The following is a 24,992-nucleotide window of genomic DNA, read 5'->3' on the forward strand; positions in this document are numbered from 1 at the left end:
CATGTGTCCTTGCGACCGCCCAGAAACCACCAGGCGATCAGGGCGATCAGTACGATGCCCAGGGCATTGATCAAAAACGTCATGCGGCTGCCTCCGTGTCTGGCGTTGAGCTTTCGCGGTGCGTGTGCCGTTCCGGCGTAAAGTGGCGCAGCCGATTGGCGTTGCTGACCACGGTGACCGAGGAGGCCGCCATCGCCAGGGCCGCCACCATGGGCGAGAGCAGCGTGCCGGTCACTGGGTACAGGACGCCCGCAGCAATCGGGATGCCCAGGGTGTTGTAGGCAAAGGCCCCCCACAGGTTCTGTTTGATATTGCCGATCGTGGCGCGACTCAGGTCGATGGCGTCGCTGATGCCGTGCAGCGAGTCACGCATGAGTGCTGCACCCGCCGATTCGATCGCCACATCGCTGCCGGCACCCATGGCAAAGCCCACATCCGCGGCGGCCAGCGCCGGGGCGTCGTTGATGCCATCACCGGCCATGCCCACCACGTATCCCTCGCGGCGCAGGCGCTCGATATGGGCCTGCTTGTCCTCGGGAAGAAGATTGGCGTGGACCTCATCGATACCGGCCTGCGCGGCAATGGCCCGCGCCGTGGGCTCGGAATCGCCGGTCAGCATCACCACACGCAGACCGCGTGCGTGTAGCCGCTTGACCGCCTCGAACGCGTCCTCGCGCAGCGGGTCCTGCACGGCCAGAAGCGCGACCAAATGATCATCGATGGCGAAATGCAGCACGCTGCGGGCCTGATTTTCCCAGTCAGTGACGGTATCGCGAACGTCATCAAGTACCACGCCGTGCTCGCCCATCAGCGCCGCATTGCCCAGCGCCAGACGCTCGCCGTTTGGGCCGGTGGCGGTGACGCCACGGCCGGAGAGCGCTTCAAACTGCGTGACATCGACCGCATCCGACTGCTGCTCGCGGCAGTAGTCCAGCACGGCACCGGCCAGCGGGTGCTCCGAGCCGCGCTCGAGACCGGCCAGCAGCGCCAGGGCGTGATGATCGCATGCCGCCGGCCAATGGGCGTCGGTCACGCGAGGTCTGCCCTCGGTCAGGGTACCGGTCTTGTCGACCACCAGTGCGGTCAGCTCGCCGATGCGCTGCAGCGACTCGCCGTGGCGAATCAGGATGCCGGCGCTGGCGGCACGGCCCACGCCGATCATGGTCGAAATGGGCGTGGCCAGCCCCAGGGCGCAGGGGCAGGCGATGATCAGTACCGAGGTGGCAGTGATCAACATATGGGTCACGCGCGGCTCGGGACCAACGTTGAACCAGATCAGCGCCGTGACGACGGCGGCGATCATGACCGCCGGCACAAAGATACTGGCGACCCGGTCGGCCAGGCGGCTGATCGGCGGGCGCGAGCCCTGCGCCTGACGCACCTGCTCGATGATGCGGGACAGACGGGTATCGCCGCCCACTCGGGTCGCGCGCAGGGTCAGCGTGCCTTTGGTGTTGAGCGTGCCGGCCGAGACGCTGTCGCCGGCCTCACGCGCCACCGGCCGGGGCTCACCGGTCAGCATCGATTCATCGATATGGCTGCGCCCCTCGACCACTTCACCATCCACCGGCACTCGCTCGCCGGGTCGCAGGCGTAACAGATCACCCTGAACCACCTCATCGATGGGCACATCAATGTCCTGATCATTGCGAATCACGCGGGCGGTACTGGCGCGCAGCGACACCAGCTGCGACAGCGCCTTTGAGGTGCGTCCGCGCGAGCGCGTCTCGATCGCCTGGCCGAGACTCACCAGCCCGATGATCATCAATGGCGCCTCGAGATAGAGCGCCCGGGCCGCCTCCGGGACGGCAGTGGGGAACAGCGCGATAGCCATGGAGTAGAGCCAGGCCGTGGCGGTGCCGATGGCGATCAGCAGATCCATATTAGCGATACGATGGCGTACGGCCTTGAGCGCGGCATCATAAAAGCCGCGCCCGGCCACCATCATGATGCCCAGCACGCCCAGCGCGATGGCGACCCACACCCAGCGCTCGCCGCCTGCCAGCACAGGGTGGTGGAAAAACATGGAGACCATCAGCGCCACACCCGGCACCAGTGACAGCCAGGTATCACGGCGCTTGCGGCGATAGCTCTGCTGCTCCAGCTCACCGCGACGGGCTTCGCCCTGTTCGATGCTCTCGATCACTTCGGCGCCGTAGCCGGCCCGTTCAACCGCATCGATCAGCGCATCGGCAGTAGCGCTGCCGCGCACCCGAGCGCTGCGGGTGGCAAAGTTGACCTGCGCGTCATTGACGCCGTCAACGTGATCCAGTGCGTTTTGAATGGTGCGCACGCAGCCGGCACAGGTAATGCCGGTCAGCTGCAGCTCGATGGCCTCTCCGCGCGGCGCGTCCGGGGTTGCCGGCCTGTCGGCCTCAACCTGTGCGGCGGCATTTTCAGTATCGGCCCCTGTCCTTGCGTCAGGCGTCGGCGTCGATTCCGGTGCTTCTCCGGCTGGCGCTGCCCGATAGCCCGCGGCCTCGACGGCGCCAACCACCTCGTCCAGCGACTTTCGGGTCGTGATCGACAGACGCTCGGTATTCAGCTCGATCTGCGCCTCATTATCGAGGTCTTCCAGTGCAGCTCGCGTGCGTTTAACGCAGCCGCCGCAGTGCAGGCCTTCCAGGGTCAGCTGATAATGATGAAACGCCTCTTCAGCCGGTATGGCCTGAAAGCCGGCGCTTTCCACCGTCTTGATCACCTCATCGCGAGCTTTCCCGGTGGTGATGGCCAGACGCGCCACGTCGATGTCGATATGGGCTTGCGGATCGAGGGCTTCCAGCGCGGCACGCGTGCGTTTGACGCAGCCGCCGCAATGCAGACCGGAAAGCGTGAAATGTCGGGTGGTTGCGTTACTCATTGATCCTCCCGGTGGCAGTGGCGGCAGGGGACGTTGCAGGCGAGGATGTTGAAGAAGAGACATTCGGCTCGTTCCAGTGCTCGATCAGCCGACACAGCGTGTGACCATTCGGCGCGCCGTCGGGCATGTCGGACCAGGCCTGAAGCGCATGTTCCATGCGATCGGCCAGCGCCTCGAGCTCCTGTATCTGCGCGCGGATCTGTGGCAGCCGGGCACTCAGGAGATCGCGCACCATGGGGCAGGGAGAGTCGCCGTGATCGGTATGGGCAAAGATGTCACCGATCTCGCGGAGGCTGAACCCCAGCGTTCGGGCACGCTGAATGAAGCGCACGCGGCGCAGTGCTTCCTCGTCAAAATATTGATAGCCGTTGTTCGGATCACGGCCGGCATGAATCAGCCCCTGATGGACATAGTGACGAATCGCTTCATGGGTCACGTCGCCCTGTCGGGCCAGCTCGCCAATTTTCATGACATCCTCGAATCGATACGGTGCGATGTTGATAGCATAAAACCCTGGGGTAGCCCCATGGTCAAGGCAGCGCCCGGACTCGATTGAAGACAAGCAAAAAGCCCTGCAACGGGCGTTGCAGAGCAGAAGGATCGTTAGCCGATCGTCAAGGAATGGCGAACATCACGAAACGATTCGTCATTGGAGTGTATGTGGAAAAATTAATATTGCCAGGCCGGGTGGCCTTCTTTTTATGTGGTGCTCGCCAACCCGGTCTGACGACCTGAAGGATCTCCCCTTGAACACTGCCGGTCCAACTGGCCCTGAAGGCGTCAGGCCACGCTGTCCATGTCGCGCAAAAAGGCGGCCTTCAACAGCGCCTTCGTATAGGCCTCGCGCGGCTGCCGGAAGATGCTTTCAGCGCTGCCCTGCTCAACCACCTGACCCTCCTTCATGACCAGCACGGTATCGGAAAGCGCTCGTACGACGGCGAGATCATGGCTGATGAACACATAGGTGAGGTTGTATTTGTGCTGCAGGTGGCGCAGAAGCTCGATCACCGTCATCTGTACCGAGCGGTCCAGCGCCGAGGTGGGCTCATCGAGCAGCAGAAAATCAGGCTTGAGCACCAGTGCCCGCGCAATCGCAATGCGCTGACGCTGGCCACCGGAAAACTCGTGCGGGTAGCGCTTGCGCATCGCTGGGTCGAGCGCCACTTCCTGGAGTGATTCGATGACCCGCGCCTCGCGCTCGCGTCGATCGAGTTCCGGAAAGTGCACCCTGAGCCCTTCGCTGATGATTTCACCCACGGTCATGCGGGGTGACAGCGAGCCGAAAGGGTCCTGAAAGACGACCTGCATGCGCGCGCGCAAGGGGCGCATGTGCGACTTGTCGAAACCGCTGATGTCGGTGTCTTCAAAGCGCAGCTGCCCCTGGCTTTCCAGAAGGCGCAGCAGGGCCCGTCCCAGCGTTGACTTGCCCGACCCCGACTCGCCCACGATGCCCACGGTCTGACCGCGCCGGACAGTCAGGTTGATGCCGCGCACCGCTTCAAAATAGTCGTTTTTGCCGAACAGGCGCTTTTTGGTGGTAAAGCGCACCCGAACATCCTGGCCGCTGAGCAGCACCGGGGCATCTTCTGCCACGGCCGCCTTGCTGCCGCGCGGCTCGGCATCCAGCAGCATGCGGGTATAGTCGTGCTGTGGATGGTTAAAGACCTCAACCGTTTCACCGGATTCAACCAGCTCGCCGTAGCGCATCACACAGACCCGCTCGGCAAAGCGGCCCACCAGCGACAGGTCGTGGGTGATGAACAGGATCGCCATGCCGTAGCGCTTTTGCAGGTCGCGCAATAGATCAAGAATCTGGGCCTGTACCGTGACATCAAGCGCGGTGGTGGGCTCATCGGCAATCAGAAGACGCGGTTCGCAGGCCAGTGCCATGGCAATCATCACGCGCTGGCGCTGACCGCCAGAGAGCTCATGCGGATAGCTTGAAATGCGTCGCTCGGGTTCGGGAATCCCCACCTGATGCAACAGTTCCAGCACCCGCGCTCGCGCCTGGCTGCCGGACATGCCGCGGTGGCGGTGCAGCACCTCGGCAATCTGGCGTCCGATCCGGTGCAGCGGATTGAGCGAGGTCATCGGCTCCTGAAAGATCATCGAGAACTCGTTGCCGCGTAGCCGGCGCATCCGCGCGGCGCTGACCTGCGTTAAATCCTCGCCATCGAGTCGAATGGCGCCGGAGATTCTGGCCATTTCCGGCAGCAGACGCATCAGGGCGGTGGAGGTGACCGACTTGCCGGAGCCGGACTCGCCCACCAGTGCCAGGGTTTCACCCGGACGGATACTAAAGCTCACGCCCTTGACGGCGGAGACGGTACCGGTAGGCAGTTCAAAGTCCACCTTGAGATTGTCGATCTCGAGCAGGGGGGTCGACATGGCGGACTCCTTAGCGGGTGCGCGGGTCGAGGGCATCACGCAGCCCATCGCCCAGGAAGTTGAGACAAAACAGCGTCACGGCCAGAAACGCGGCGGGCACGATCAGCATCCAGGGCGCACCCTGCATGTTGGAGGTGCCTTCGCTGATCAGAACGCCCCAGCTGGTCAGCGGCTCCTGAACGCCCAGACCCAGAAACGACAGGAAGCTCTCCAGCAGGATGACCTTGGGCACCGTCAGCGTCACGTAGATGATGACCGGACCGATCGAGTTGGGGATCAGATGGCGGGTAACGATTTTTGAATCCCGCACGCCAAGGGCGTGGGCGGCCTCGATGAACTCGCGTCTTTTCAGGGAAAGGGTCTGGCCGCGCACGATACGCGCCATGTCGAGCCACTCCACCGCACCAATCGCGGCGTAGATCAAAAAGATGTTACGGCCAAAGACCACCATCAACAGGATGACCAGAAACATGAAGGGCAGGGAGTACATGATGTCGACAAAGCGCATCATCAGATTGTCGGTACGCCCGCCGATGTAGCCGGAAATGGCGCCGTACAAAACGCCGATCACCAGACTGACCAGCGTGGCCACCAGCGCCACCGACAGCGACACGCGCCCGCCGTAGAGGGTTCGGGTCAGAAGATCACGGCCGTTGGCGTCGGTACCCAGCCAATGCTGGTTGGCAAGCGTCGGGCCGGTACCGAAGTTTTCCCAGTCGACCTCCGCCAGATCCCAGGGCAGCAGCCAGGGCCCGGCAATACAGATGACGGCCATCAGCACCAGCAGGATGAGACTCGTCATGGCGGCGCGATTGTGGCGCAGGCGGCGCCAGGCTTCGCGGGCCAGGCTCTCACCGGGCCGGGCGACCGGCGCCTCGGGTGGGTTGGGGCCGCCACCGCCCTGGAGGTGGTCATTGTCGCCCGGGGTCGTGCCGGACGCGACGTGGGGGTCATGAGCACTGTGGGAAGAGGTCATGATGTGCTCCGATCAGTCGTCATAGCGAATTTGCGGGTCGAACAGCGAATAGAGCAGATCGACAATCAGGTTCATCAGCACGATCAGGATGCCGTAGAACACCACCGTGCCCATCACGAGCGTATAGTCGCGGTTGAGCGCGCCCTGGACGAAGTAACGCCCGATCCCCGGCAAACCGAAGATCTGCTCGATGACGACCGAGCCGGTAATGATCCCGGCAATGGCCGGGCCGAGATAGGAGAGCACCGGCAGCATCGCTGGACGCAGGGCGTGGCGCCAGATCACCTGGCGTTCGTTGAGTCCCTTGGCACGTGCGGTGCGGATAAAATGACTGCCCAGCACCTCGATCATCGAGGCGCGCATCATGCGGGCAATGTAGGCAATCTGCTGAATGGCCAGTGCCACCACCGGCAGCACCAGGTTGGGCAGGGCACCGCCGTTCCAGCCGCCCACCGGCAGCCAGCCCAGCATGACGCCGAAAAAGAGCGCCATCAGCGGGGCAATCACGAAGTTGGGCACCGCAATGCCACCCAGCGCCGTGCCCATCAGCAGATAATCCACCGTCGTGTTGCGCTTGAGCGCGGCCATCACCCCCATGGGAATGCCCAGAAGCAGGGCAAGCGCAATCGCCAACCCGCCGAGTTCCAGACTGACCGGAAAGCCCTGAGCGATCAGGTCGGTCACCGAGAAGTCCTTGTATTTGAACGACGGTCCGAAATCGCCCTGCAGCAGATTGCCCATATAGCGCAGATACTGCATGGGCAGCGGTTCATCCAGATGATAGGCCGCCATCAGGTTGGCCTCGATCTCCGGCGGCAGCTGGCGCTCGCCGTCAAAGGGCCCACCGGGGGCCACCCGCATCAGAAAAAACGAGGCCGTGATCACGATCAAAAGCGTGGGAATGGCCATGGCCAGGCGTTTGGCGATATAGCTCAGCACGGCGTGCTACCTCGGCATGTGGGGTGGCGATAAAACAAGTTGTGCTCCTTGAGACTGGCCCGGCACCGGCCAGGTGCTCATGAGGTCAGCACGCGTTCCGGGGGAGCTGCGAATGTTCATGAGCGTGCGGTGAGGCTGCCGGTCGATCATCGTTTATTCTTGCCGGGCAGGCGTTGCTGCCAGCCCCGCATGACATTTTACGGATTGAGGCTGATCCAGCGGGAAAGATGACGATTGATGGCGTTGTCTTCCCAGCCGGTCATGTCCGGGTTGACCAGGTTGCGGGCGGCATCGGCATAGATGGGCGCCATGGCGTAATCACCCAGTGCCTGGCGTTCGGCCTGCTCCAGCAACTGCTGGCGCTGATCGGGGTCAGGCTGTGCTGCGGCCTGTGTCAGTAGGCTGTCAAACTTGTCGCTGTGATAGCCGCCGTAGTTCTTGGTGTTGTCGGAGGCGAGAATACCCAGGAAATTGCTGGCGTCATCAAAGTCCGCCACCCAGCTGGCGCGGGCAATGTCGAAATCGCCGCGGGCGATCTCGGCGTAATGCACGTTGGCCTCTGCGTTGACCATCTCGATGTTGATGCCCAGCGGCTTCCACATGGCAGCCGCCGCCACGGCAATGCGGCGGTGGTCATCGCGGGAATTGAAGCGCAGGCGCAGATCCAGTGGATGCTCCGGGCCGTAGCCGGCGTCCTTTAACAACGCTCTTGCCTTGTTCATGCGTGCGGTAATATCGCCGTCCACGCCCGGCATGGTCTGGACGTCGTAGTGCGCCACACCATCGGGGACCAGCGCGCTGGTGGCGTTGGCCGCACCCTGCAAGACCTTCTCCACGATAATGTCGCGCCGCAGGGCGAGATTGAGCGCCTCGCGCACGCGCACGTCGCTGGTCGGATGTCCCTCGCGATTGTTGAGTGCGTAGTAGTAGGTCGACAGCTGGTTATGCAGGTGAACGGCGTTACCGAGATTGTCTTTCAACCACTGATAGCGGCTGGCATCGAAATCGCGCATGACGTCCAGGTCGCCGCTTCGAAAACGCGACAGCCCGGTGTTGAGATCCTCGACCAGGTAGTAGTTGACGCCCTCGAGAGTGACGCTATCGGCGTCGTGGAAGTGCGGGTTTTTCACGGTCTCGATATGGTCATGCGAGACCCAGCGACGTGGCATGAAGGCGCCGTTGGTCGCGATATGCTCAAGGCGGGTCCAGTCATTGCCATATTCGCGCACCAGGTGCGAGGGCACGGGGGAGGCGATGATATGGGCCATCAGCGTAGGTAAATACGCCGTAGGCTGGTGCAGCTCGACGTGCAGGCGATGGTCGCCTTCGGCCTGAACGCCCAGCGTGTCGATGTTGGCTTCACCGCGGTTGATGGCGGCGGCATTTTTGAGGGGATAAAGCAGGTTGGCGTAGATCGAGGCAACCTTCGGGTCCAGCGCGCGCTGAAAGGCCAGCACGAAATCATCCGCCGTGACCGGTTTGCCATCGGACCAGCGGGCATCGTCACGCAGATTGAACGTCCAGGTCAGACCGTCATCGGAGACCGACCAGTCGGTGGCCACGCCCGGCTGATAGTCGCCGTCGGGGGCCAGGGTCACCAGTCCCTCAAAGAGATCACCCAGTACATCGTTGTCGTAGACAGCGCCGGTCACGCGGGCCGCGTCCAGTGAGGCCGGCTCACCGTAGATGCCGATATCCAGCGTGGCGGCGTGGACAGTCAGCGGTAGTGACCAGATCAGGGCGGCTGCCATGCAGCCAGAAACAAGACGATTCATATCGGCGCCTGTTCAAGGAAGAATTAATAAAACCAGCATGGCGACACCGCCGGGAAGGCGGTATCCGAGAAGTGCAGGCTACTTCTCGATGCTGATCCAGCGAGAGCGGTGGATATCTTCGATATTGTCTTCCCAGCCGTTGAGGTGGGTACTGACAAGATTGCGCGACACATAGTAATAGAGTGGCAGCGCGCCGAAGTCCGCAAGCATGACGTGCTCGGCGCTTTCCATGACATGAGCGCGCTGCGTCATGTCCAGCGTACCGGCTGCCTGATCCATCAGCTGATCAAACTCGGCATTGGAATACGCGCCGTAGTTGTTGGGAACGCCGGTCTCAAAAAGACTCAGGAAGTTCTGCGGATCGTTGTAGTCCCCGATCCAGCCGGCACGGCCGATATCGAAATCACCCTGACGCATGTTTTGGTAGTGCACGGCGACTTCGGCGTTGCGAAGGTCGAGATTGATGCCCAGCGGCTTCCACATGGCGGCGAGCGCGACCATGACCTTGCGATGATCATCGTCGGTGTTGTAGGTCGCGACCAGATTGAGCGGCTTGTTCGGGCCGTAACCGGCATCTGCCAGCAGCTCTTTGGCACGGGCCATGCGCTCATCGGCACTCATGTCATGACCGGGCATTTCCTGAAGCTCGTAGTCATTGATGCCCTCGGGCACGATGCTCCAGGCAGGAATGGTGCCGATTTTCAGGATGTTGTTGCTGATGACATCGCGACGCGTGGCCAGATTAAGGGCTTCACGAACCCGGACATCGCTGGTGGGATGGCCTTCGCGCGAGTTGAGCGCCATGTAGTAGATGCCCAGATAGGGGGCGACATGGGTCTCATCCGGCAGGTTGTCCTTGAGCCACTGGTACTGCTGGGTCGGAAATTCGCGGGCAATGTCGACTTCGCCACCCCGGAAACGGTTCAGGGCAGCGTTACGATCCTCGATCGGGTAATAGATGATCTCATCGAGTGAGACGTTATCGGCGTCGTGAAAATACTCGTTTTTCGAGGCTTCAATACGGTTTTGCGAGCGCCACTGATCCAGCTTGAAAGCGCCGTTGGAGACCAGATGGCCCTGGCGAATCCAGTCACGGCCGTACTCCTTGAGCACGTGCTCGGGCAGGGGATAGGCCGTGTAGTGAGAGAGCTGATCCAGAAAGTAGGGCGTTGCATGGGTCAGCGTGACTTCAAGGGTGTGCGCATCAATGGCCCGAACGCCGAGCGTATCCACATCGGCCTCGCCCTTGTTGATCGCTTCTGCCCCCTTGATGGGGTAAAGCAGATAGGCGTAGTTGGCCGCGGTATTGGGGTCGAGCAGACGGCGCCAGGAGAAGACAAAATCCTCGGCCGTCAGGGGCTCACCGTCGGACCATTTGGCGTCCTGGCGCAGATGAAACGTGTAGGTTCTGCCATCGTCACTGATGTCCCAGGATTCGGCAACGCCGGGAATCCTTTGGACGTGGGCGTCTTCAGTCACAAGCCCTTCGAATAAATCTCCCACTACATCGTTTTCCCACACGCCACTGACCTGATGTGGATCCAGTGAGGCGGGTTCACCCATGATGGCGACACGCAGGGTATCGGCAAGGGCGGGAGAAGCGGCAATCAGGGAAGACGCAAGCGCGATGGCGCTGACCAGCGGACGGATCGATGGCATGAAAATTCCTGAAATTATTGAAGTTGTTGTTATCGCTATCGCAAGCCGGGATAGCGGCGCGAGCTGACATATCGCTTATGACGATATCGTGAAGTTACTCCGCTAAAGCCGGACGTGTCCAGAGATGTACAGCCGCATGGCAGGCGCTGCGCGCCTGCCATGAGCGAAACGATGCTATTGGTTGCGATCGAGCGAAATCCATCTTGAGGCGTGCATGTCGAGCGCGTTGTTGTCCCAGCCCGAAACCGTGGGTTTGACCAGATTGCGGGCAGCGTAGGTGTAGATCGGGGCCAGCGGGTAGTCGGCCAGCGCCATGGCTTCGGCGCGCTGCATCATGTCGCGACGCCTGTCGCTGTCGAGTTCGCGATCGGACTGCGTGATCAGCTGGCTGTACTCGCTGTTTTGATAGTCCCCGTAGTTGTTGGTCGCCGCCGACAGCAGCTGCAGGAAGTTCTGCGCGTCGTCGTAGCTCGAGATCCAGGCCGCACGGGCCACCTGGAAATCGCCCTGCATCAGCTCCGAATAGTGCACGTTGGCTTCGCTGTTGCGCATCTCGACGTTGACACCCAGCGGTTTCCACATGGCGGCCACCGCCACGGCAATGCGCTGATGCTCGTCGCCGGAGTTGTAGCGCAGGGTCAGATTGAGCGGCTTGTCAGGGCCATAGCCGGCGTCTTTCATGAGTTTGCGGGCCCGGTTCAGGCGCGTGTCCATGTCGTCATCAAGGCCTGGCTGGGCGGCCGGGGTATAGTGGCTGACCCCGGGCGGGACCAGCGAATGCGAGGCGGTAACGGCGCCATCCAGCAGTTTTTCACTGATCACGTCGCGACGAATGGCCAGCGAGAGTGCCTCACGCACGCGCTTGTCGGCTGTGGGCGAGCCGTCACGCAGGTTGAACACGTAATAGTAGCTGCCCAGCGATGGCGTGATCTTCACCGCATCGGGGATCTGCTGTTCAAGCCACTGATAGCGTGCGGCGGGGAAGTCGCGCAGGATATCGAGCTCGCCGGCCTGAAAGCGCGAAATGCCGGCGTTCTTGTCCTCGATGGGGTAGTAGTTGACGCCATCAAGCGTCACCTTGTCGGCATCGTGAAACTCGGTGTTCTTGACCGTATCGAGCTCGGCGTTGGAGACCCAGCGCACCGGTTTGAAGGCGCCATTGACGACAATGTTGTCCGGGCGGCTCCATCTTTCACCCTTCTCCTTCACGACATGTTCGGGGATCGGATAGCCAAACGGCAGCACCAGCGTCTTGAGAAAGTAGGCCGCCGGCTCGGCAAGCCGGATCACCAGCGTGTTCCCGTCATCCTGGCTTTCCACGCCCAGAGTATCGAGCTCGGCTTCGCCTGCATTGATTTTCTGGGCATTGACGACCGGGTAGAGGCGGTGTGCGTAGTTGGACGCCGTTTTGGGATTGACCTGGTAGCGCAGGGCGAAGACAAAGTCCTCGGCGGTGACCGGCTCGCCGTCCGACCAGCGGGCATCCTCGCGCAGATGGAAGGTGTAGGTACGCCCGTCATCGCTGGTCTCCCAGGATTTGGCTACCCCCGGGATGATCTGCCCCTGGGCGTCAATGGCCACCAGACCCTCGAAGATGTCACGCAGGACGTCTTCTTCCCAGACACCGCCGGTGACGCGGGCCGGGTCCAGTGAGGCGGGATCGCCGCTGATGCCGATGTTGAGAGTGGCCGCAGCTGCCAGTGGCATGCCCAGTGTCAGTCCTGCTGCCCCGATCAGTGTCCGTGTCAATCGTGCCCGCGCAAATATGGTCATGGTGATTCCCGAATGGTCATTGTTATCAGGTCGCCGATATAACGCCTTTTCGAAAGATCACAGGACGGCGCGAAACTGTCAAAGCGGAACATATAACCGTTTTTGACATTTTTATTCCGCAGGCGGGATAACGGCACGGGCGGCGGGTGACGGGCAGGTCGTGGTTTGGCTACAATAACGGCCCTTGTTTTTCAACTCTTCATGAGGTGCTGCGACCTCTTCTGGCGCAGCGCCCTGGCCGAGCGAGATACCATGCAGGAACTCACGCCCATTCATCATCTTCTCAAGGACCTGTCCGAACGGACAGACGTCCTGAGGGGGTATCTTTGACTATGCCGAGCGAAAGGATCGTCTCGAGGAAGTAACGCGCGAGCTGGAAAATCCCAACGTCTGGAATGATCCGGAGCATGCCCAGAAACTGGGACGCGAGCGGGCACAGCTTGAAGATATCGTCACCACGCTGGATGCGCTGGAAAGCGGCATTCGCGATAACGGCGAGCTCTATGAACTGGCGCAGATGGAAGACGACGAGGATACCGTGACGGAAATTCGTCGCGACCTTGATAACTTCGAGACGCAGCTGGCAAAGCTTGAGTTTCGTCGCATGTTCGCCGGCGAAATGGACCCCAACAACGCCTACATGGACATCCAGGCCGGCTCCGGGGGCACTGAAGCCCAGGACTGGGCCAACATCCTGCTGCGCATGTATCTGCGCTGGGCCGAGCATCACGGCTTCAAGGCGGAAATTACCGAAATCTCGGCAGGTGAAGTCGCCGGTATCAAATCGGCCACCATCCACGTGCAGGGCGAATACGCCTTTGGCTGGCTGCGTACCGAAACCGGTGTGCACCGTCTGGTCAGAAAAAGCCCGTTCGACTCCGGTGGTCGCCGTCATACCTCGTTTGCTTCGGTCTTTCTCTCCCCCGAGATCGATGACAGCTTCGAGGTCGAGATCAACCCGGCCGATCTGCGCGTGGACACCTACCGCTCCTCGGGCGCCGGCGGTCAGCACGTTAACACCACCGACTCGGCCGTGCGTATTACCCACGAGCCCAGCGGTGTGGTGGTGTCATGCCAGACCCAGCGCAGCCAGCATGCCAACCGCGATTTTGCGATGAAGCAGCTCAAGGCCAAGCTGTGGGAGCTTGAGATGCAAAAGCGCAACGCCGAGAAACAGCAGGCCGAGGATTCCAAGTCCGATATCGGCTGGGGCAGCCAGATCCGCTCCTACGTGCTGGATGATCAGCGCATCAAGGATCTGCGTACCGGCGTGCAGACCAGCAACTGTGAAAAGGTGCTCGACGGCGACCTGGATCAGTTCATCGAGGCCAGTCTCAAGCAGGGACTTTGATCGGAAGCGACGTCTGAAAGGGACGACTTCCGACCGGCAGGCGCGTTTTCCGGCACCGCGTGTTTCAGACATGAACCGTGTCAGATAGCAACAATGTCAGACATGAACCGCAGGCCGTCACGCGCCTGCCATTGACGGTTATTTTCAATAGGCAAGGTAATGGCGAATCAGGATCATCAGGCAGGCAGCGAACACGAAGAGAACCATCTGATCGCCGAGCGGCGGGCAAAGCTTGCCGCTCGCCGCGAGCAGGCCAGCGCTCAGGGCGGCAGCGCTTTCCCCAATGATCTGCGCCGTGACAGTCTGGCCGCGGATCTCCAGGCCGAACTGGGTGAGCATGACAAGGAGGCGCTGGAGGCGCTGGGTCGTCAGGCAGCGGTGGCCGGGCGCATCATGCGCAAGCGAGGCCCCTTTGTCGTCATTCAGGACGCCTCCGGCCAGATCCAGCTCTATGTGGATAAAAAGGGTCTGCCCGCCGAAGTGCTGGAAGACATCAAGGGCTGGGACATCGGCGATATCGTCTTTGGTCAGGGGCCGGTGCACAAGTCCGGCAAGGGCGATCTGTATGTGATGATGGAGACGGCACGTCTTCTGACCAAGAGCCTGCGCCCGCTGCCTGACAAGTTCCACGGCCTGACCGATCAGGAAGCGCGCTACCGCCAGCGCTATGTGGACCTGATCATGAACCCGGAGGTGCGCGACACCTTCCGCATCCGTGCGGCCGTGATCAGCGCCATTCGTCAGTTCTTCGTTGAACGTGACTTCATGGAAGTCGAAACGCCGATGCTGCAGCCGATTCCCGGCGGGGCCACGGCGCGCCCCTTCGTGACCCATCACAATGCGCTGGATATCGACATGTATCTGCGCATCGCGCCCGAGCTCTATCTCAAGCGTCTGGTGGTCGGCGGCTTTGAGCGGGTGTTCGAGATCAACCGCAACTTCCGCAATGAAGGGCTCTCGACACGTCATAACCCTGAATTCACCATGCTGGAATTCTACTGGGCCTATGCGGATTACCATGACCTGATCGATCTGACCGAGTCGCTGGTGCGCTTTGCCGCCGAAAAGGCCGTGGGTACCACGCTGATCAACTATCAGGGCACCGAGCATGATCTCTCTCGGCCCTTTGATCGACTCACCATGCGCGAGTCGATCCTGAAATATGGCCAGGGAATCGAATCCAGTGAGCTGGACAGCCTTGAAAGTGCGACAGCGCTGGCCGAGCGGCTGGGCATCGAGGTGAAGCCGGGCTGGGGGCTTGGCAAGCTGCAGACCGAGATCTTTGAGGAAGTGGCCGAGCATCGCCTCGAGCGACCGACCTTCATTACCGAATACCCGGCAGAAGTCAGCCCGCTGGCCCGTCGCAATGATGCCAACCCGTTCGTGACTGACCGGTTCGAGTTTTTCGTTGGCGGACGTGAGATTGCCAACGGCTTCTCCGAGCTCAATGACGCCGAGGATCAGGCCGAGCGCTTTGCCGCGCAGGTGGCCGAGAAGGACGCCGGTGATGTCGAGGCCATGTACTATGACGCCGACTACGTGCGCGCGCTCGAGTACGGCCTGCCGCCCACGGCCGGCGAGGGGATTGGCATCGACCGGCTGGTAATGCTGCTGGCGGACGCGCCGTCCATTCGTGATGTGCTGCTGTTTCCGGCCATGCGTCCGCAGGCGGAGTAAAGCGCCGCAACTGGCAGGGCCAGGCTGCCCGATGTGCGTCATGTATCGGATGATTGATGGCATTGACGCGCCCGGGCGGCCATACTTGGACGCTTGAACAGGATTTCCACCAGCCCCGAATCGGGAGAGTCGCAATGAAACTGGTGAACCGCTCTGCGCTTAGCGTGCGTCCCAGACAGGCCTTTGTAGACTGGATCAATTCGCTGGAAGCGACCGAAGGTGAGGATGATCTCACCCTCCAGGACGCCGAACGCGAAAGTACCATCTACCTCATCCCCGAGATGGATACGGAAGACGCGCTGCGGGCCTGCCTGCATGAACGCTTTGCCGATATCCTTGAAAACGAGTTGTCCGCCTGGGAAGAGGATTCGCGACACTGGCCGGACATCAACGAAGTCACCTTTGAATTTTTTCTGCGCGTCGAGCACAGCTACCTGTGTGTGGACCTGGATGAAGAAGCGGCGCTCGAGCAGAGCGATTTCGAGGATGATCTGCTGCTCGACACCGATGAGGTCTGATCATTTCCCATTGAACTGACCTCAGGGCTTGCCCGGCATGACTGCCGGTGTGAGCCTTTTTCGTATGGTCCCTGTCCCTTGTGCTCACGCATCGACCCGCACTACCGGTAACTCCCCTTGAAAGCACTACTGTCCTGGCGTGAAGGTGATGATGGCCTGCCTCCGCGTCAGCGTATTCTGGCCATGATGGTATTGATGTCAGGGTCGCTGATGGCGGTGCTCAACATCAATAGTGTCAACATCGCCCTGCCGACCATTGCCCGGGAACTGGGCGTGTCCTCTGCCGCTTCTGTCTGGATCATCAACGTCTACCAGCTGGTGGGCGCCGCCTCCATGCTGACCTTTGCAGCCCTTGGTTATCGCATCGGCCGCTATCGGCTCTATATCGGCGGCATGATTGTTTTCGTGCTGACTTCGATTGCCTGTGCGCTGGCGCCGTCGCTGGGCTGGCTGATCGCCTTTCGTGCCATTCAGGGGCTGGGGTCTGCGGCCATGATGAGCATCGGGCCTTCCATGTATCGGGTGATTTTTCCCACGCGACTGCTGGGCCAGGCGATGGGGTTGACCGCGCTGACCGTTTCACTGGCGGTAGCAGGCGGGCCGGCGCTTGGTGGGCTGGTGCTGGCCGTGGCGAGCTGGCCATGGCTTTTCTGGATCAACGTACCGCTCGGCATGGCTGCCATCTGGCTGGCGATTCGGGCGCTGCCGAAGGAGCAGGGCAGCCGCTATCGGTTTGACGTGCTCGGTGCGGTGCTGTCGGCCGTGGGCCTGGGCGCCTTTGTGATCATGCTCGACAGCATTGCCGACATGTCGCGCCCGGGCAGCGTGCCGATATTGATGGTCGTGAGTCTGGTGGCAATAGCAGGCTTTATCCGGCGTCAGCGCCGCTTTGAAAACCCGCTGCTGCCGCTGGTCATCTTTCGGGAAGCGCGTTTTACCATGGCGGTCATGACGTCGTTTTTCTCCTTTCTGGCGCAGAGCATGGCGTTTATCAGCCTGCCGTTTTTGTTTCAGAGCGTGCAGGGGTATACGCCGCTGGAGTCGGCCTTTTTGTTTACGCCCTGGCCGCTGGGGGTGATGATCGGTGCGCCACTGGGTGGGCGTCTGGCCGACCGGTTCAGCCCGCCGATCATCTCCTCGATCGGGCTTTTGCTGTTCATGGCGGGGCTTGCGGCACTGGCGCTGCTGGGTGATCAGCCCTCGACGGTCGATATCCTGTGGCGCAGCGCCCTGTGTGGCATGGGCTTTGGTCTCTATCAGGCGCCCAATAACCGTGAAATGATGGGATCATTGCCCAAGGCGCGCAGCGGTAGCGCCTCCGGCGTACTGGCCAGCGTGCGTACCTTTGGTCAGTCTGTCGGCGCTGCCTTGGTTGCACTGGTGCTTTCTGGAATAATGAATGCCACGATGAACAGCGCCGTCACGGTCAGTCTGGCGCTCTGGATGGGCATGGGTTCTGCCATTGTGGCGCTGGTACTGTCGGCTTCACGAATACGCCTGCTGAGCCGGCCTCACCCAGGGTAGACGGCTGTGCCGGCAAGCCTGTTGTGCATGCCCACTGACAATATCTAACGTGCCGGAGGTGATAAACCATGACAATTTCTTCGGTGGATACGCTTGAGGGCGCTGACATTGCAGCGTTGATCGAGCAGAAGCTTGCCGTTTTTGAACCTCAGTGGCTGAGCATCGAAAACGAAAGCCACAAGCATCATGTGCCGCCCAATTCGCAGACGCACTTCAAGGTGACACTGGTGTCCGAGCAGTTTGAGGGCATGATGCCGGTCAAGCGTCATCAGCAGATCTATGCCGCGCTATCCGATGAACTGGCCGGCCCTGTCCATGCGCTGGCGTTGCATCTTTATACGCCCGAACAATGGGAAACACGTGGCAATGCGCGTCCGGACTCACCGAACTGCCGCGGTGGCGGCGTATAGCCCTCTTTTCAGATCGTGAACAATCGATGCCGGTATCTGGCCTTCCTTTTCGGAAGGCCTTTTACGCTGTATCCCTTCATTGGACGTAACACATGGTGACCGAGCGCGCGCGCCGACAATACCTCGATGCCATGGGAATCAACCTCTGGGTCGCCCGACATCCGCTGCCCAATGCGCTGGCGTCCTTCCTGCCGGCGCTGGAAGAGGCGCCGGACAGCCCCGATGAGGCGCTCAATCATCATCAGCGCCTGCACGCCCTGATTGATGATATCGACCATCCCGAGTCGGCACCGCAGGGCCCGATGCCCGAACGCCCGGTGCCTGCACCCGAGGCCACGCCACGCGATCCATCGGCTCATGCCCGCTCGATCCGTGCGCTGCTGGGCACCGACACGGACGAGGCAGCGGTGCGTCCTGCTGTCCCGACGGCACAGCCGCCTTCCGAACCGACACCTCAAGTCGAACCCGAGACGAACGTGGCCCCCGAGGCTGCTGTGCCACGTGCGCATCATGAGCCACTGCGCTTTTCGCTGCAGGTGGCAGCGCTGGATGGCCGATGGCTGGTGCTGCTGACTCGTGACGAGGCATTGAATGCTCAGGAAGAAACGCTGCTCAATGCCATATTGCAGGCCGGCGGGGTGCAGCCTTCTGCGCCGCTGTCCTGTCAGCGCTTTGGCTGGCCCATGATGGAAGGGTTGCCGGTCGATGACGCGCTCGATGAAGCGCGACAGGGGTTCAAGGCCTTTCTGGCCGGCCGTCGGGCGCGAGGCTGGCGCCCCGAGAGAATTTTGCTCTTTGGTCGGCTGTCGGCGCTTGATGAGGTGCTCGACATTCAGGATGGACAGAGCCGTGTTCTGGGGCTGCCGCTGTGGCAGGGGCCTTCGATCGAATCACTGAAGGAAGCGCCGGCGCGCCGGGCGCTCTGGGCAATAATGGGAGAGTGGCAAACATGGTGGCAGGCGACTGCACCGGCAGGGGAGGCGCAATGACGCTGGTCATTGAAAACGTCACTGACGCTCGCGCACTGGCCACGCTGGACGCGCGTGTCAGAGGGTCTGATGCCTGGCCGATATCACGCTTTATATCCATGACACACGACGCTTATGACCTGCTTGGCCTCACTGACAGGAATACGCAGGCGCTGCTGGCCTTTGCGGTTTTTTCGCTCGGACCCTTTGATATCGGGCTGGAAATGATCGCGGTGGACCCGGACCATCGACGTCAGGGGCTGGCCGGTCGGTTGATCGAGGCCATGATCGACAAGGGGGAGGCCATGGGCCTGGAGCGGGTGCTGCTGGAAGTGCGCGCCAGCAATGAAGCGGCCCAGGCACTCTATGCACGTTACGGTTTTTCAGTGGATGGGCGCCGGGCGGGATATTACCCGCTGGCGCCGGGCAGGCGCGAGGACGCGATACTGATGTCGCGTCCTCTCACGCTTTGAGTCAGGGCGCCGGCAGGTCTGCTTACCAGGAGGGGCTGGCAGCCGGGGCTTCGGGCGCAGGCGCTGTCGCGTTGGCGTCGAGTTCACGAAAACGCTCCAGCAGACCACCCAGACGGCTTTCCCACTGCTGGCGTTCGCTTTTCAGACGCTCGTTTTCCTGACGAAGTTCGTCAAGCTCCATGCGCTGCATCTCGATGGTGTCAACGGCGCTGTTGACGCGCTGTTCAAGCTGCTCGAAAAGTTCATTGCTCATGCTGTGCTCCTGATACAGATATTAAGGCGAATGCCGCCCTGCATGGCCCGGGTCGGGTGCCGGCGCGCGCGCAGGCCAGACTACGCGCGCCGACGCGTGGCGGCAAGAGGGATGCCGGGTTATTGCGCGCTTTCACGTCGATAAAGCCGGGCGTGGCTATCGCCGGCCCGGGTCTCGCGTATCAGGCGCCAGCTGGCAGGGAGTCTGGGGATCAGGTCGGCCTCGGTTTCCACATGAATCAACGCGTTGTCGGCCAGCCAGCCCTCTGTTTCAAGCCGCTGGCAGCAGTCGTCAATCAGCGCCTGGCGAAAGGGCGGATCAAGAAAGACAAGCTCGAACGGCTGTACGGGACGCGTGCTCAGAAAGGCGTCGGCACTTTGATGATGGACCGGCATCGTGACCTCAAGCGTTTCAAGGTTCTGGGCGATCTGGCGGGCGACCTGCCGGTCGGCCTCGACAAAATGCACCTCACCTGCGCCGCGTGAAAGGGTTTCAAGGCCCAGCGCACCGGTACCGGCAAAAAGATCGAGTGCGCGGGTGCGACTGTCGATCTCAAGCGCCAGCCAGTTGAACAGTGTCTCGCGCATGCGATCCGGCGTCGGGCGTAGCCCGGGATGATCGAGTACGGGCAGCAAACGACGACGAAACCGACCACCGATCAGCCGCAGGCGGCCGCCGCCCGAACGGCTCTTGCCCTGTCGGTTGTCATGCCCTGATGTGCCGTGACGCGGTCGCCTCATGTGCCTGCAAGCCTCTATTGGGAAAGATATGCGGTGAAGACAGGCTGCCAGTGCCGGGCAGTACGGTCGGCCCCGGAGATCTGCAGCCGCTGCCGGTTGTGCCATCCTTGTCGATGGCTTGCACGGATTGTACCGGCGGGCAGTGCTTGAGTGGTAGGATGCGGTATCAAATGGCGGCCCGGCCGTCTTTTTCCGATGGATCAATCGCGACGATATAGCCCATGTTTGGTTTTTTTAAGCGCAAGAAGCAGCGCCGCGATCAGCAGGATCGCGAAGAACAGCAGCAGTTGGAGCAGCAGCAGGCCGAGCAGGAGCAGTCCGAGCAGCCGGCGTCGGCGACGGATCATCCCGAAGAAAAGTCCTCGACGCAGCCTGCCGAGACGCGAGACAGGACGAACATTCCGCCTGTTTCCGAACCTGAACCGGTTATCGAGCCCGAACCCGAACCGGTTATCGAGCCCGAACCCGAACCGGTCGTCGAGCCCGAGCCTGAACCGGTCGTCGAGCCCGAGCCCGAGCCGGTCGTCGAGCCCAAGCCTGAGCCGGTCGTCGAGCCCGAGCCTGAGCCGGTCGTCGAGCCCGAGCCTGAACCGGTCGTCGAGCCCGAACCCGTTGAGGAGCGCCCGGTCGATACGCTGCACGCCCCTGAGGAAGCCGCGCCGGAAGACACGGCGCCAAAAGCGGCGTCTGACGAAGCAATGCTGCAGGAAACGCCGGTCGAGCCTCTGCCCGAAACGCGGCCCATTGAAGAGGCGCCCGGTGGCGCCACCGAGGTAACCACGCCGGCACGTAACCGTGGGCGTGACAAGCCGCGCCGGGCGCGCTACGACACGGATATTGAAGTGGGTCCTGAAACCGCTGACGAGCAGGGTGAAACCGCTGGCGCCAAAAAGGGCTGGTTTTCACGCATGCGTCAGGGACTGGGCAAGACACGCTCTAACCTGACCGATGGTCTGGCGACCCTGCTGCTAGGCCACAAGGAGATCGATGACGATCTGCTTGAAGAGCTTGAAACGCAGCTGCTGATGGCCGATGTCGGCGTCGCGGCCACCAGCGAGATCATGGAAAATCTGGAAGAGCGTATTTCCCGACGCGAGCTTAAAAACGTCGATGCGCTTTACAAGGCGCTGCAGGAAGAGCTTTCCAGAATGCTCGAGCCAGTGGCGAAGCCGCTGCGCCTGCCGCCCAAGGGTGAAGGTCCGTTCGTGATCCTGATGGTAGGGGTCAACGGCGTGGGCAAGACCACAACCATTGGCAAGCTGACCCAGCGCTTTCAGCGCCAGGGCCGTAGCGTCATGCTGGCCGCGGGAGATACCTTCCGCGCCGCCGCCGTCGAGCAGCTGCAGGTCTGGGGCGAGCGTAACGATGTGCCGGTCATTGCCCAGCATACCGGGGCCGACAGTGCCTCCGTCATTTATGACGCGGTGTCGGCGGCCAAGGCGCGTGGCATCGATGTCCTGATTGCTGACACGGCCGGGCGTTTGCACAACAAGGGCCATCTCATGGATGAGCTCAGCAAGGTGCAGCGCGTCATGGCGCGTCTTGATGCTCAGGCGCCCCATGAAGTCATGCTGGTACTCGATGCCGGCACGGGCCAGAACGCGATTTCACAGGCCGAAACCTTCAATCAGGCGGTGCCCGTGACCGGGATTACCCTGACCAAGCTTGATGGCACGGCCAAGGGCGGCATCATCTTTGCCATCGCCAAGCAGCTGGGCACGCCCATCCGCTATATCGGCGTGGGAGAGACGCTGGATGACCTGCGTCCCTTCGAGGCCGAGGATTTTGTCGGGGCGCTTTTTGATCGGGACGGTGGCTGATTTCTCATGGCCATGATCGAGTTTGAGCATGTTGGCAAGCGCTACGGCGGTCGTTTCGAGGCGTTGGCCGATCTCAATTTCGCGATAGAGCGCGGTGAGATGGTCTTTCTCACCGGGCACTCGGGTGCCGGGAAAAGCTCCGTACTGCGTCTTTTGATGGCGCTGGAGCGCCCTTCCCGGGGCCGCATTGCCGTGGCCGGCCATGACATCACCAGCCTTCATGTCTCGCAGATTCCCTTCTATCGGCGACAGATCGGCGTGGTCTATCAAAACCACCAGCTGCTCTTTGATCGCAGCGTGTTCGACAACGTGGCGCTGCCGCTTATCATTCAGGGGGCCACACCTCAGGATGCCCGTCGCCGCGTACATGCCGCACTCGACAAGATTGGACTCCTGCATCGTGAAAAGGCCCTGCCTATCGAGCTTTCCGGCGGTGAGCAGCAGCGTGTGGGTATTGCCCGCGCGGTCGTGACCAAGCCGGCCATGCTGCTGGCAGACGAGCCCACCGGTAATCTGGACCCCCAGCTATCGGCCGACATCATGCGCCTTTTTGAAGACTTCAACCGCATCGGCACGACGGTGCTGCTGGCCAGCCACGATCTGGCGCTGATCGCCCGTCTCAGACATCGTGTGCTCAAGCTGCGCGATGGCCGGTTGATTGGCGATGAGGAGGCAGCATGAGTCAGAAGCCCCGTCGTAACGCTCAGAGCACCGAGAAATCCCGTCGAGGTGCGCGCTCTCACCAGATTACGTTTGAAAGTCGCACGCGTGCCTGGCGGCGCCATCATGGTCAGATGGCCGTGGACAGTCTGCATCGCCTGCGCCGGCGACCGCTGGCCACGCTCATGACCATGCTGGCAATCGCCATTGCCATGGTGCTGCCGGCCAGTCTGTGGCTGGCACTGGGCAGTGCGCAGCTTCTGGACAGCAATCTGGACGACAGCGCCCGCATGACGCTCTATCTGGACCCGGCACTGTCGGAGTCACAGGCCATGGACATTACCGATCGGGTGCGCGGTGAGAGTGATATCGCTTCCACCGAACTGATCACGGCCGCGGCCGGCCTGGAAAGCTTCCAGCAGCGTCTGGGCATGAGCGATGCCCTTGCCATGATGGATGACAACCCGTTGCCGGCCACCATTCTGGTACAGCCGCGTTCGCGTGATCCTGATGTTGCCCAGGCGCTGGCCGAGCGGCTTGGACAGCTTGAAGGTGTCAGCGATGCGCGTCTGGACATGGCCTGGCTTGAACGGCTGCGTCAGCTCAGCGAGCTGGGGCGGCGTGTCGTACTGGCCTTCGGTGTGCTATTCGCGCTTGGCGTATTGCTGGTGGTGGGCAACACCATTCGACTGGCGGTCGAAAGCCGGCGTCAGGAGATCGAGGTGGTGACCCTGATCGGCGCTACTCACGCCTTTGTACGCCGGCCCTTTCTTTACGTGGGCGTCTGGTATGGGCTCGGTGGCGGCATTCTGGCGCTGATACTGCTGACGCTGGGTCGACGCTGGCTGTCAGCCCCCATCGACATGCTGGCTTCCGGGTTTGGCAGTCACTTCACCCTGCCCGGCATTGGCCTGGGCGGATCGGTTTTACTGCTGATCTGTAGTACCATGCTGGGACTTATCGGGGCATGGCTTGCCGTCAGTCGCCATCTGGCAGACATCAGTCCGCGTTGAAAATAGTTAACGCAAGTGCCCGAGAAAGCCGTTATGCGGGAAACAAAGCACCATTACCATGGTCTATAATGGTAGATAATTACCAGCCAGGGACCAGGGGAGACCGTTTAAACATGAGCACCAGTCTTCAGCCTATTGGTCATCTTTCGCCGGGCAATGACCTGAACGGCTATATTCAGGCCGTCAATCGTATTCCCGTACTGACCGTGGATGAGGAACGAGACCTCGCTACGCGTCTGCATGCTGACAGTGACATTGAAGCCGCCCGTCGCCTTGTCATGTCGCATTTGAGATTTGTCGTGCATATCGCGCGCAGTTATTCCGGTTACGGGCTGCCGCAGGCAGATCTGATCCAGGAAGGCAATGTGGGCCTGATGAAGGCCGTCAAGCGTTTTGATCCGGCCCAGGGGGTACGACTGGTATCCTTTGCCGTTCACTGGATCAAGGCCGAGATTCACGAATTTGTGTTGCGCAACTGGCGTATAGTCAAGGTGGCGACCACCAAGGCACAGCGCAAGCTGTTCTTTAATCTGCGCAGTGCCAAGAAGCGTTTGTCGTGGTTGAACAACGATGAAGTGAATGCCATCGCACAGGATCTGGACGTCAAGCCGGAAGCCGTGCGCGAAATGGAAGGGCGCCTGTCGGCCTTTGATGCCGGTTTTGATCCGGCACCCGGCAGTGAGGATGATGAGCAGAGCTATCAGTCACCGTCGCAGTATCTGGAAGATGGGCGCTCCGACCCGGCGCTGTCACTGGAAGAATCCGACTGGCAGGATCGCTCCTCACAGCAGTTGCGCGGTGCGCTGGCACAGCTCGATGATCGCTCACGCGATATCTTGCAGCGTCGCTGGCTGGCCGAGCAGAAATCCACGCTGCATGAGCTCGCCGATACCTATGGTGTTTCTGCCGAGCGTATTCGACAGCTTGAAAAAAATGCCATGAAAAAACTCAGGCAGGCCATCGGGGAATCCGCCGAAGCCGCCTGAAAAGGGTGCTGTAGCTCTCATACTAAAGATTGTTTTTTGTACGAAAGATGACCCCGGGCCCACAAGGCCCGGGGTTTTTGCTATATGGTTATGCATCATGAAAAAAAGTTATTTAAAATAATGTGAATTACTTTTGGTCATGGCCGTCGAAATATTTTCTTGCTGCTGCCCTGAGCGCTGATCGATGTCTACCCCTGCGTCATCCTGCAAGTCACAAGATAGCGCCCCG

At 61.3% G+C, this 24,992-nt stretch carries 21 protein-coding genes; 11 read left to right on the forward strand and 10 right to left on the reverse strand.

From position 1 onward, the window contains the following. Positions 1-79: 79 nt before the first annotated feature. From IE123_RS11135 to IE123_RS11170, 8 genes are all read right to left on the reverse strand, one after another. Positions 80-2,860 carry a heavy metal translocating P-type ATPase gene (locus tag IE123_RS11135; RefSeq protein ID WP_189518208.1) on the reverse strand — a complete coding sequence of 927 codons (2,781 nt, stop codon included), beginning with the start codon at positions 2,858-2,860 and terminating at the stop codon, positions 80-82. Next, complete coding sequence (locus IE123_RS11140) at positions 2,853-3,329, reverse strand: MerR family transcriptional regulator (RefSeq protein ID WP_189518210.1); 477 nt, start codon at positions 3,327-3,329, stop codon at positions 2,853-2,855. Before IE123_RS11140 ends, IE123_RS11135 begins: the two co-directional genes overlap by 8 nt. Positions 3,330-3,640: 311 nt before the next feature. After that, positions 3,641-5,248, reverse strand: coding sequence for an ABC transporter ATP-binding protein (locus IE123_RS11145; RefSeq protein WP_189518213.1), 1,608 nt, complete (start codon positions 5,246-5,248; stop codon positions 3,641-3,643). Between the two features lie 10 nt (positions 5,249-5,258). Then, a complete protein-coding gene (locus tag IE123_RS11150; RefSeq protein ID WP_189518215.1) occupies positions 5,259-6,224 on the reverse strand; it encodes an ABC transporter permease in 966 nt (321 codons plus the stop codon). A gap of 12 nt (positions 6,225-6,236) precedes the next feature. Continuing rightward, complete coding sequence (oppB, locus tag IE123_RS11155; protein ID WP_189518217.1) at positions 6,237-7,163, reverse strand: oligopeptide ABC transporter permease OppB; 927 nt, start codon at positions 7,161-7,163, stop codon at positions 6,237-6,239. Between the two features lie 197 nt (positions 7,164-7,360). Then, complete coding sequence (locus tag IE123_RS11160; RefSeq protein ID WP_189518218.1) at positions 7,361-8,938, reverse strand: peptide ABC transporter substrate-binding protein; 1,578 nt, start codon at positions 8,936-8,938, stop codon at positions 7,361-7,363. Between the two features lie 78 nt (positions 8,939-9,016). Beyond that, positions 9,017-10,597, reverse strand: coding sequence for a peptide ABC transporter substrate-binding protein (locus IE123_RS11165; RefSeq protein WP_189518221.1), 1,581 nt, complete (start codon positions 10,595-10,597; stop codon positions 9,017-9,019). A gap of 174 nt (positions 10,598-10,771) precedes the next feature. Beyond that, on the reverse strand, positions 10,772-12,370 hold the full coding sequence (locus tag IE123_RS11170; protein WP_189518223.1) for a peptide ABC transporter substrate-binding protein: 1,599 nt from the start codon (positions 12,368-12,370) through the stop codon (positions 10,772-10,774). Positions 12,371-12,622: 252 nt separating this feature from the next. Between IE123_RS11170 and prfB the strand changes: the two genes are divergently transcribed. From prfB to IE123_RS11205, 7 genes are all read left to right on the forward strand, one after another. Continuing rightward, a protein-coding gene (gene prfB / locus IE123_RS11175; RefSeq protein WP_189518225.1) for a peptide chain release factor 2 occupies positions 12,623-13,721 on the forward strand; the annotation gives its coding sequence in 2 pieces (ribosomal slippage) (positions 12,623-12,697 and positions 12,699-13,721; 1,098 coding nt in all). Between the two features lie 159 nt (positions 13,722-13,880). Beyond that, complete coding sequence (gene lysS, locus IE123_RS11180) at positions 13,881-15,398, forward strand: lysine--tRNA ligase (protein WP_189518227.1); 1,518 nt, start codon at positions 13,881-13,883, stop codon at positions 15,396-15,398. 134 nt (positions 15,399-15,532) lie between these two features. Beyond that, positions 15,533-15,916 (forward strand): hypothetical protein, encoded by a 384-nt coding sequence (locus IE123_RS11185; protein ID WP_189518229.1) that lies wholly within the window; start codon positions 15,533-15,535, stop codon positions 15,914-15,916. A 117-nt stretch (positions 15,917-16,033) separates the two neighbouring features. Beyond that, complete coding sequence (locus IE123_RS11190; RefSeq protein WP_189518231.1) at positions 16,034-17,440, forward strand: DHA2 family efflux MFS transporter permease subunit; 1,407 nt, start codon at positions 16,034-16,036, stop codon at positions 17,438-17,440. A gap of 68 nt (positions 17,441-17,508) precedes the next feature. After that, on the forward strand, positions 17,509-17,850 hold the full coding sequence (locus IE123_RS11195; RefSeq protein ID WP_189518233.1) for a BolA family protein: 342 nt from the start codon (positions 17,509-17,511) through the stop codon (positions 17,848-17,850). Between the two features lie 92 nt (positions 17,851-17,942). Then, positions 17,943-18,839, forward strand: a complete 897-nt coding sequence (locus IE123_RS11200) for a hypothetical protein (protein ID WP_189518235.1) — start codon at positions 17,943-17,945, stop codon at positions 18,837-18,839. After that, positions 18,836-19,291, forward strand: a complete 456-nt coding sequence (locus tag IE123_RS11205) for a GNAT family N-acetyltransferase (RefSeq protein WP_189518238.1) — start codon at positions 18,836-18,838, stop codon at positions 19,289-19,291. Before IE123_RS11200 ends, IE123_RS11205 begins: the two co-directional genes overlap by 4 nt. A 22-nt stretch (positions 19,292-19,313) precedes the next feature. Here the strand turns inward: IE123_RS11205 and IE123_RS11210 are convergent, their stop codons facing one another. Both IE123_RS11210 and rsmD read right to left on the reverse strand, forming a co-directional pair. Then, positions 19,314-19,544 (reverse strand): cell division protein ZapB, encoded by a 231-nt coding sequence (locus tag IE123_RS11210; RefSeq protein WP_189518240.1) that lies wholly within the window; start codon positions 19,542-19,544, stop codon positions 19,314-19,316. A gap of 119 nt (positions 19,545-19,663) precedes the next feature. Beyond that, positions 19,664-20,284 (reverse strand): 16S rRNA (guanine(966)-N(2))-methyltransferase RsmD, encoded by a 621-nt coding sequence (rsmD, locus tag IE123_RS11215; protein WP_189518242.1) that lies wholly within the window; start codon positions 20,282-20,284, stop codon positions 19,664-19,666. Positions 20,285-20,505: 221 nt separating this feature from the next. On the opposite strand from rsmD, the gene ftsY reads away from it, so the two are divergent. The 4 genes from ftsY (at position 20,506) to rpoH (ending at position 24,763) form a co-directional block, all read left to right on the forward strand. Continuing rightward, complete coding sequence (gene ftsY, locus IE123_RS11220) at positions 20,506-22,104, forward strand: signal recognition particle-docking protein FtsY (protein ID WP_189518244.1); 1,599 nt, start codon at positions 20,506-20,508, stop codon at positions 22,102-22,104. Between the two features lie 12 nt (positions 22,105-22,116). Further along, a complete protein-coding gene (gene ftsE, locus IE123_RS11225; RefSeq protein ID WP_189519092.1) occupies positions 22,117-22,785 on the forward strand; it encodes a cell division ATP-binding protein FtsE in 669 nt (222 codons plus the stop codon). Further along, positions 22,782-23,777, forward strand: coding sequence for a permease-like cell division protein FtsX (gene ftsX / locus IE123_RS11230; protein WP_189518246.1), 996 nt, complete (start codon positions 22,782-22,784; stop codon positions 23,775-23,777). The genes ftsE and ftsX overlap by 4 nt, the downstream gene beginning before the upstream one ends. Before the next feature lie 113 nt (positions 23,778-23,890). Then, the gene (rpoH, locus tag IE123_RS11235) at positions 23,891-24,763 is read left to right on the forward strand and encodes an RNA polymerase sigma factor RpoH (protein ID WP_189518248.1); all 873 of its coding nucleotides are present in this window, start codon (positions 23,891-23,893) and stop codon (positions 24,761-24,763) included. Positions 24,764-24,992 lie beyond the last annotated feature (229 nt).

The organism is Kushneria pakistanensis (assembly GCF_014652795.1).
In the GTDB taxonomy this organism is placed as follows: Bacteria; Pseudomonadota; Gammaproteobacteria; order Pseudomonadales; family Halomonadaceae; genus Kushneria; species Kushneria pakistanensis.

Bases quoted from the DNA above. Each gene is read 5' to 3' on its own strand.
- IE123_RS11145 (WP_189518213.1), bottom strand. From the start codon at position 5,248: ATGTCGACCCCCCTGCTCGAGATCGACAATCTCAAGGTGGACTTTGAA.
- ftsE (WP_189519092.1), top strand. From the start codon at position 22,117: ATGATCGAGTTTGAGCATGTTGGCAAGCGCTACGGCGGTCGTTTCGAG.
- IE123_RS11140 (WP_189518210.1), bottom strand. From the start codon at position 3,329: ATGAAAATTGGCGAGCTGGCCCGACAGGGCGACGTGACCCATGAAGCG.
- ftsX (WP_189518246.1), top strand. From the start codon at position 22,782: ATGAGTCAGAAGCCCCGTCGTAACGCTCAGAGCACCGAGAAATCCCGT.
- IE123_RS11160 (WP_189518218.1), bottom strand. From the start codon at position 8,938: ATGAATCGTCTTGTTTCTGGCTGCATGGCAGCCGCCCTGATCTGGTCA.
- IE123_RS11150 (WP_189518215.1), bottom strand. From the start codon at position 6,224: ATGACCTCTTCCCACAGTGCTCATGACCCCCACGTCGCGTCCGGCACG.
- IE123_RS11135 (WP_189518208.1), bottom strand. From the start codon at position 2,860: ATGAGTAACGCAACCACCCGACATTTCACGCTTTCCGGTCTGCATTGC.
- IE123_RS11210 (WP_189518240.1), bottom strand. From the start codon at position 19,544: ATGAGCAATGAACTTTTCGAGCAGCTTGAACAGCGCGTCAACAGCGCC.
- IE123_RS11205 (WP_189518238.1), top strand. From the start codon at position 18,836: ATGACGCTGGTCATTGAAAACGTCACTGACGCTCGCGCACTGGCCACG.
- IE123_RS11165 (WP_189518221.1), bottom strand. From the start codon at position 10,597: ATGCCATCGATCCGTCCGCTGGTCAGCGCCATCGCGCTTGCGTCTTCC.
- rsmD (WP_189518242.1), bottom strand. From the start codon at position 20,284: ATGAGGCGACCGCGTCACGGCACATCAGGGCATGACAACCGACAGGGC.
- ftsY (WP_189518244.1), top strand. From the start codon at position 20,506: ATGTTTGGTTTTTTTAAGCGCAAGAAGCAGCGCCGCGATCAGCAGGAT.
- lysS (WP_189518227.1), top strand. From the start codon at position 13,881: ATGGCGAATCAGGATCATCAGGCAGGCAGCGAACACGAAGAGAACCAT.
- IE123_RS11195 (WP_189518233.1), top strand. From the start codon at position 17,509: ATGACAATTTCTTCGGTGGATACGCTTGAGGGCGCTGACATTGCAGCG.
- rpoH (WP_189518248.1), top strand. From the start codon at position 23,891: ATGAGCACCAGTCTTCAGCCTATTGGTCATCTTTCGCCGGGCAATGAC.
- IE123_RS11200 (WP_189518235.1), top strand. From the start codon at position 17,943: ATGGTGACCGAGCGCGCGCGCCGACAATACCTCGATGCCATGGGAATC.
- IE123_RS11170 (WP_189518223.1), bottom strand. From the start codon at position 12,370: ATGACCATATTTGCGCGGGCACGATTGACACGGACACTGATCGGGGCA.
- IE123_RS11185 (WP_189518229.1), top strand. From the start codon at position 15,533: ATGAAACTGGTGAACCGCTCTGCGCTTAGCGTGCGTCCCAGACAGGCC.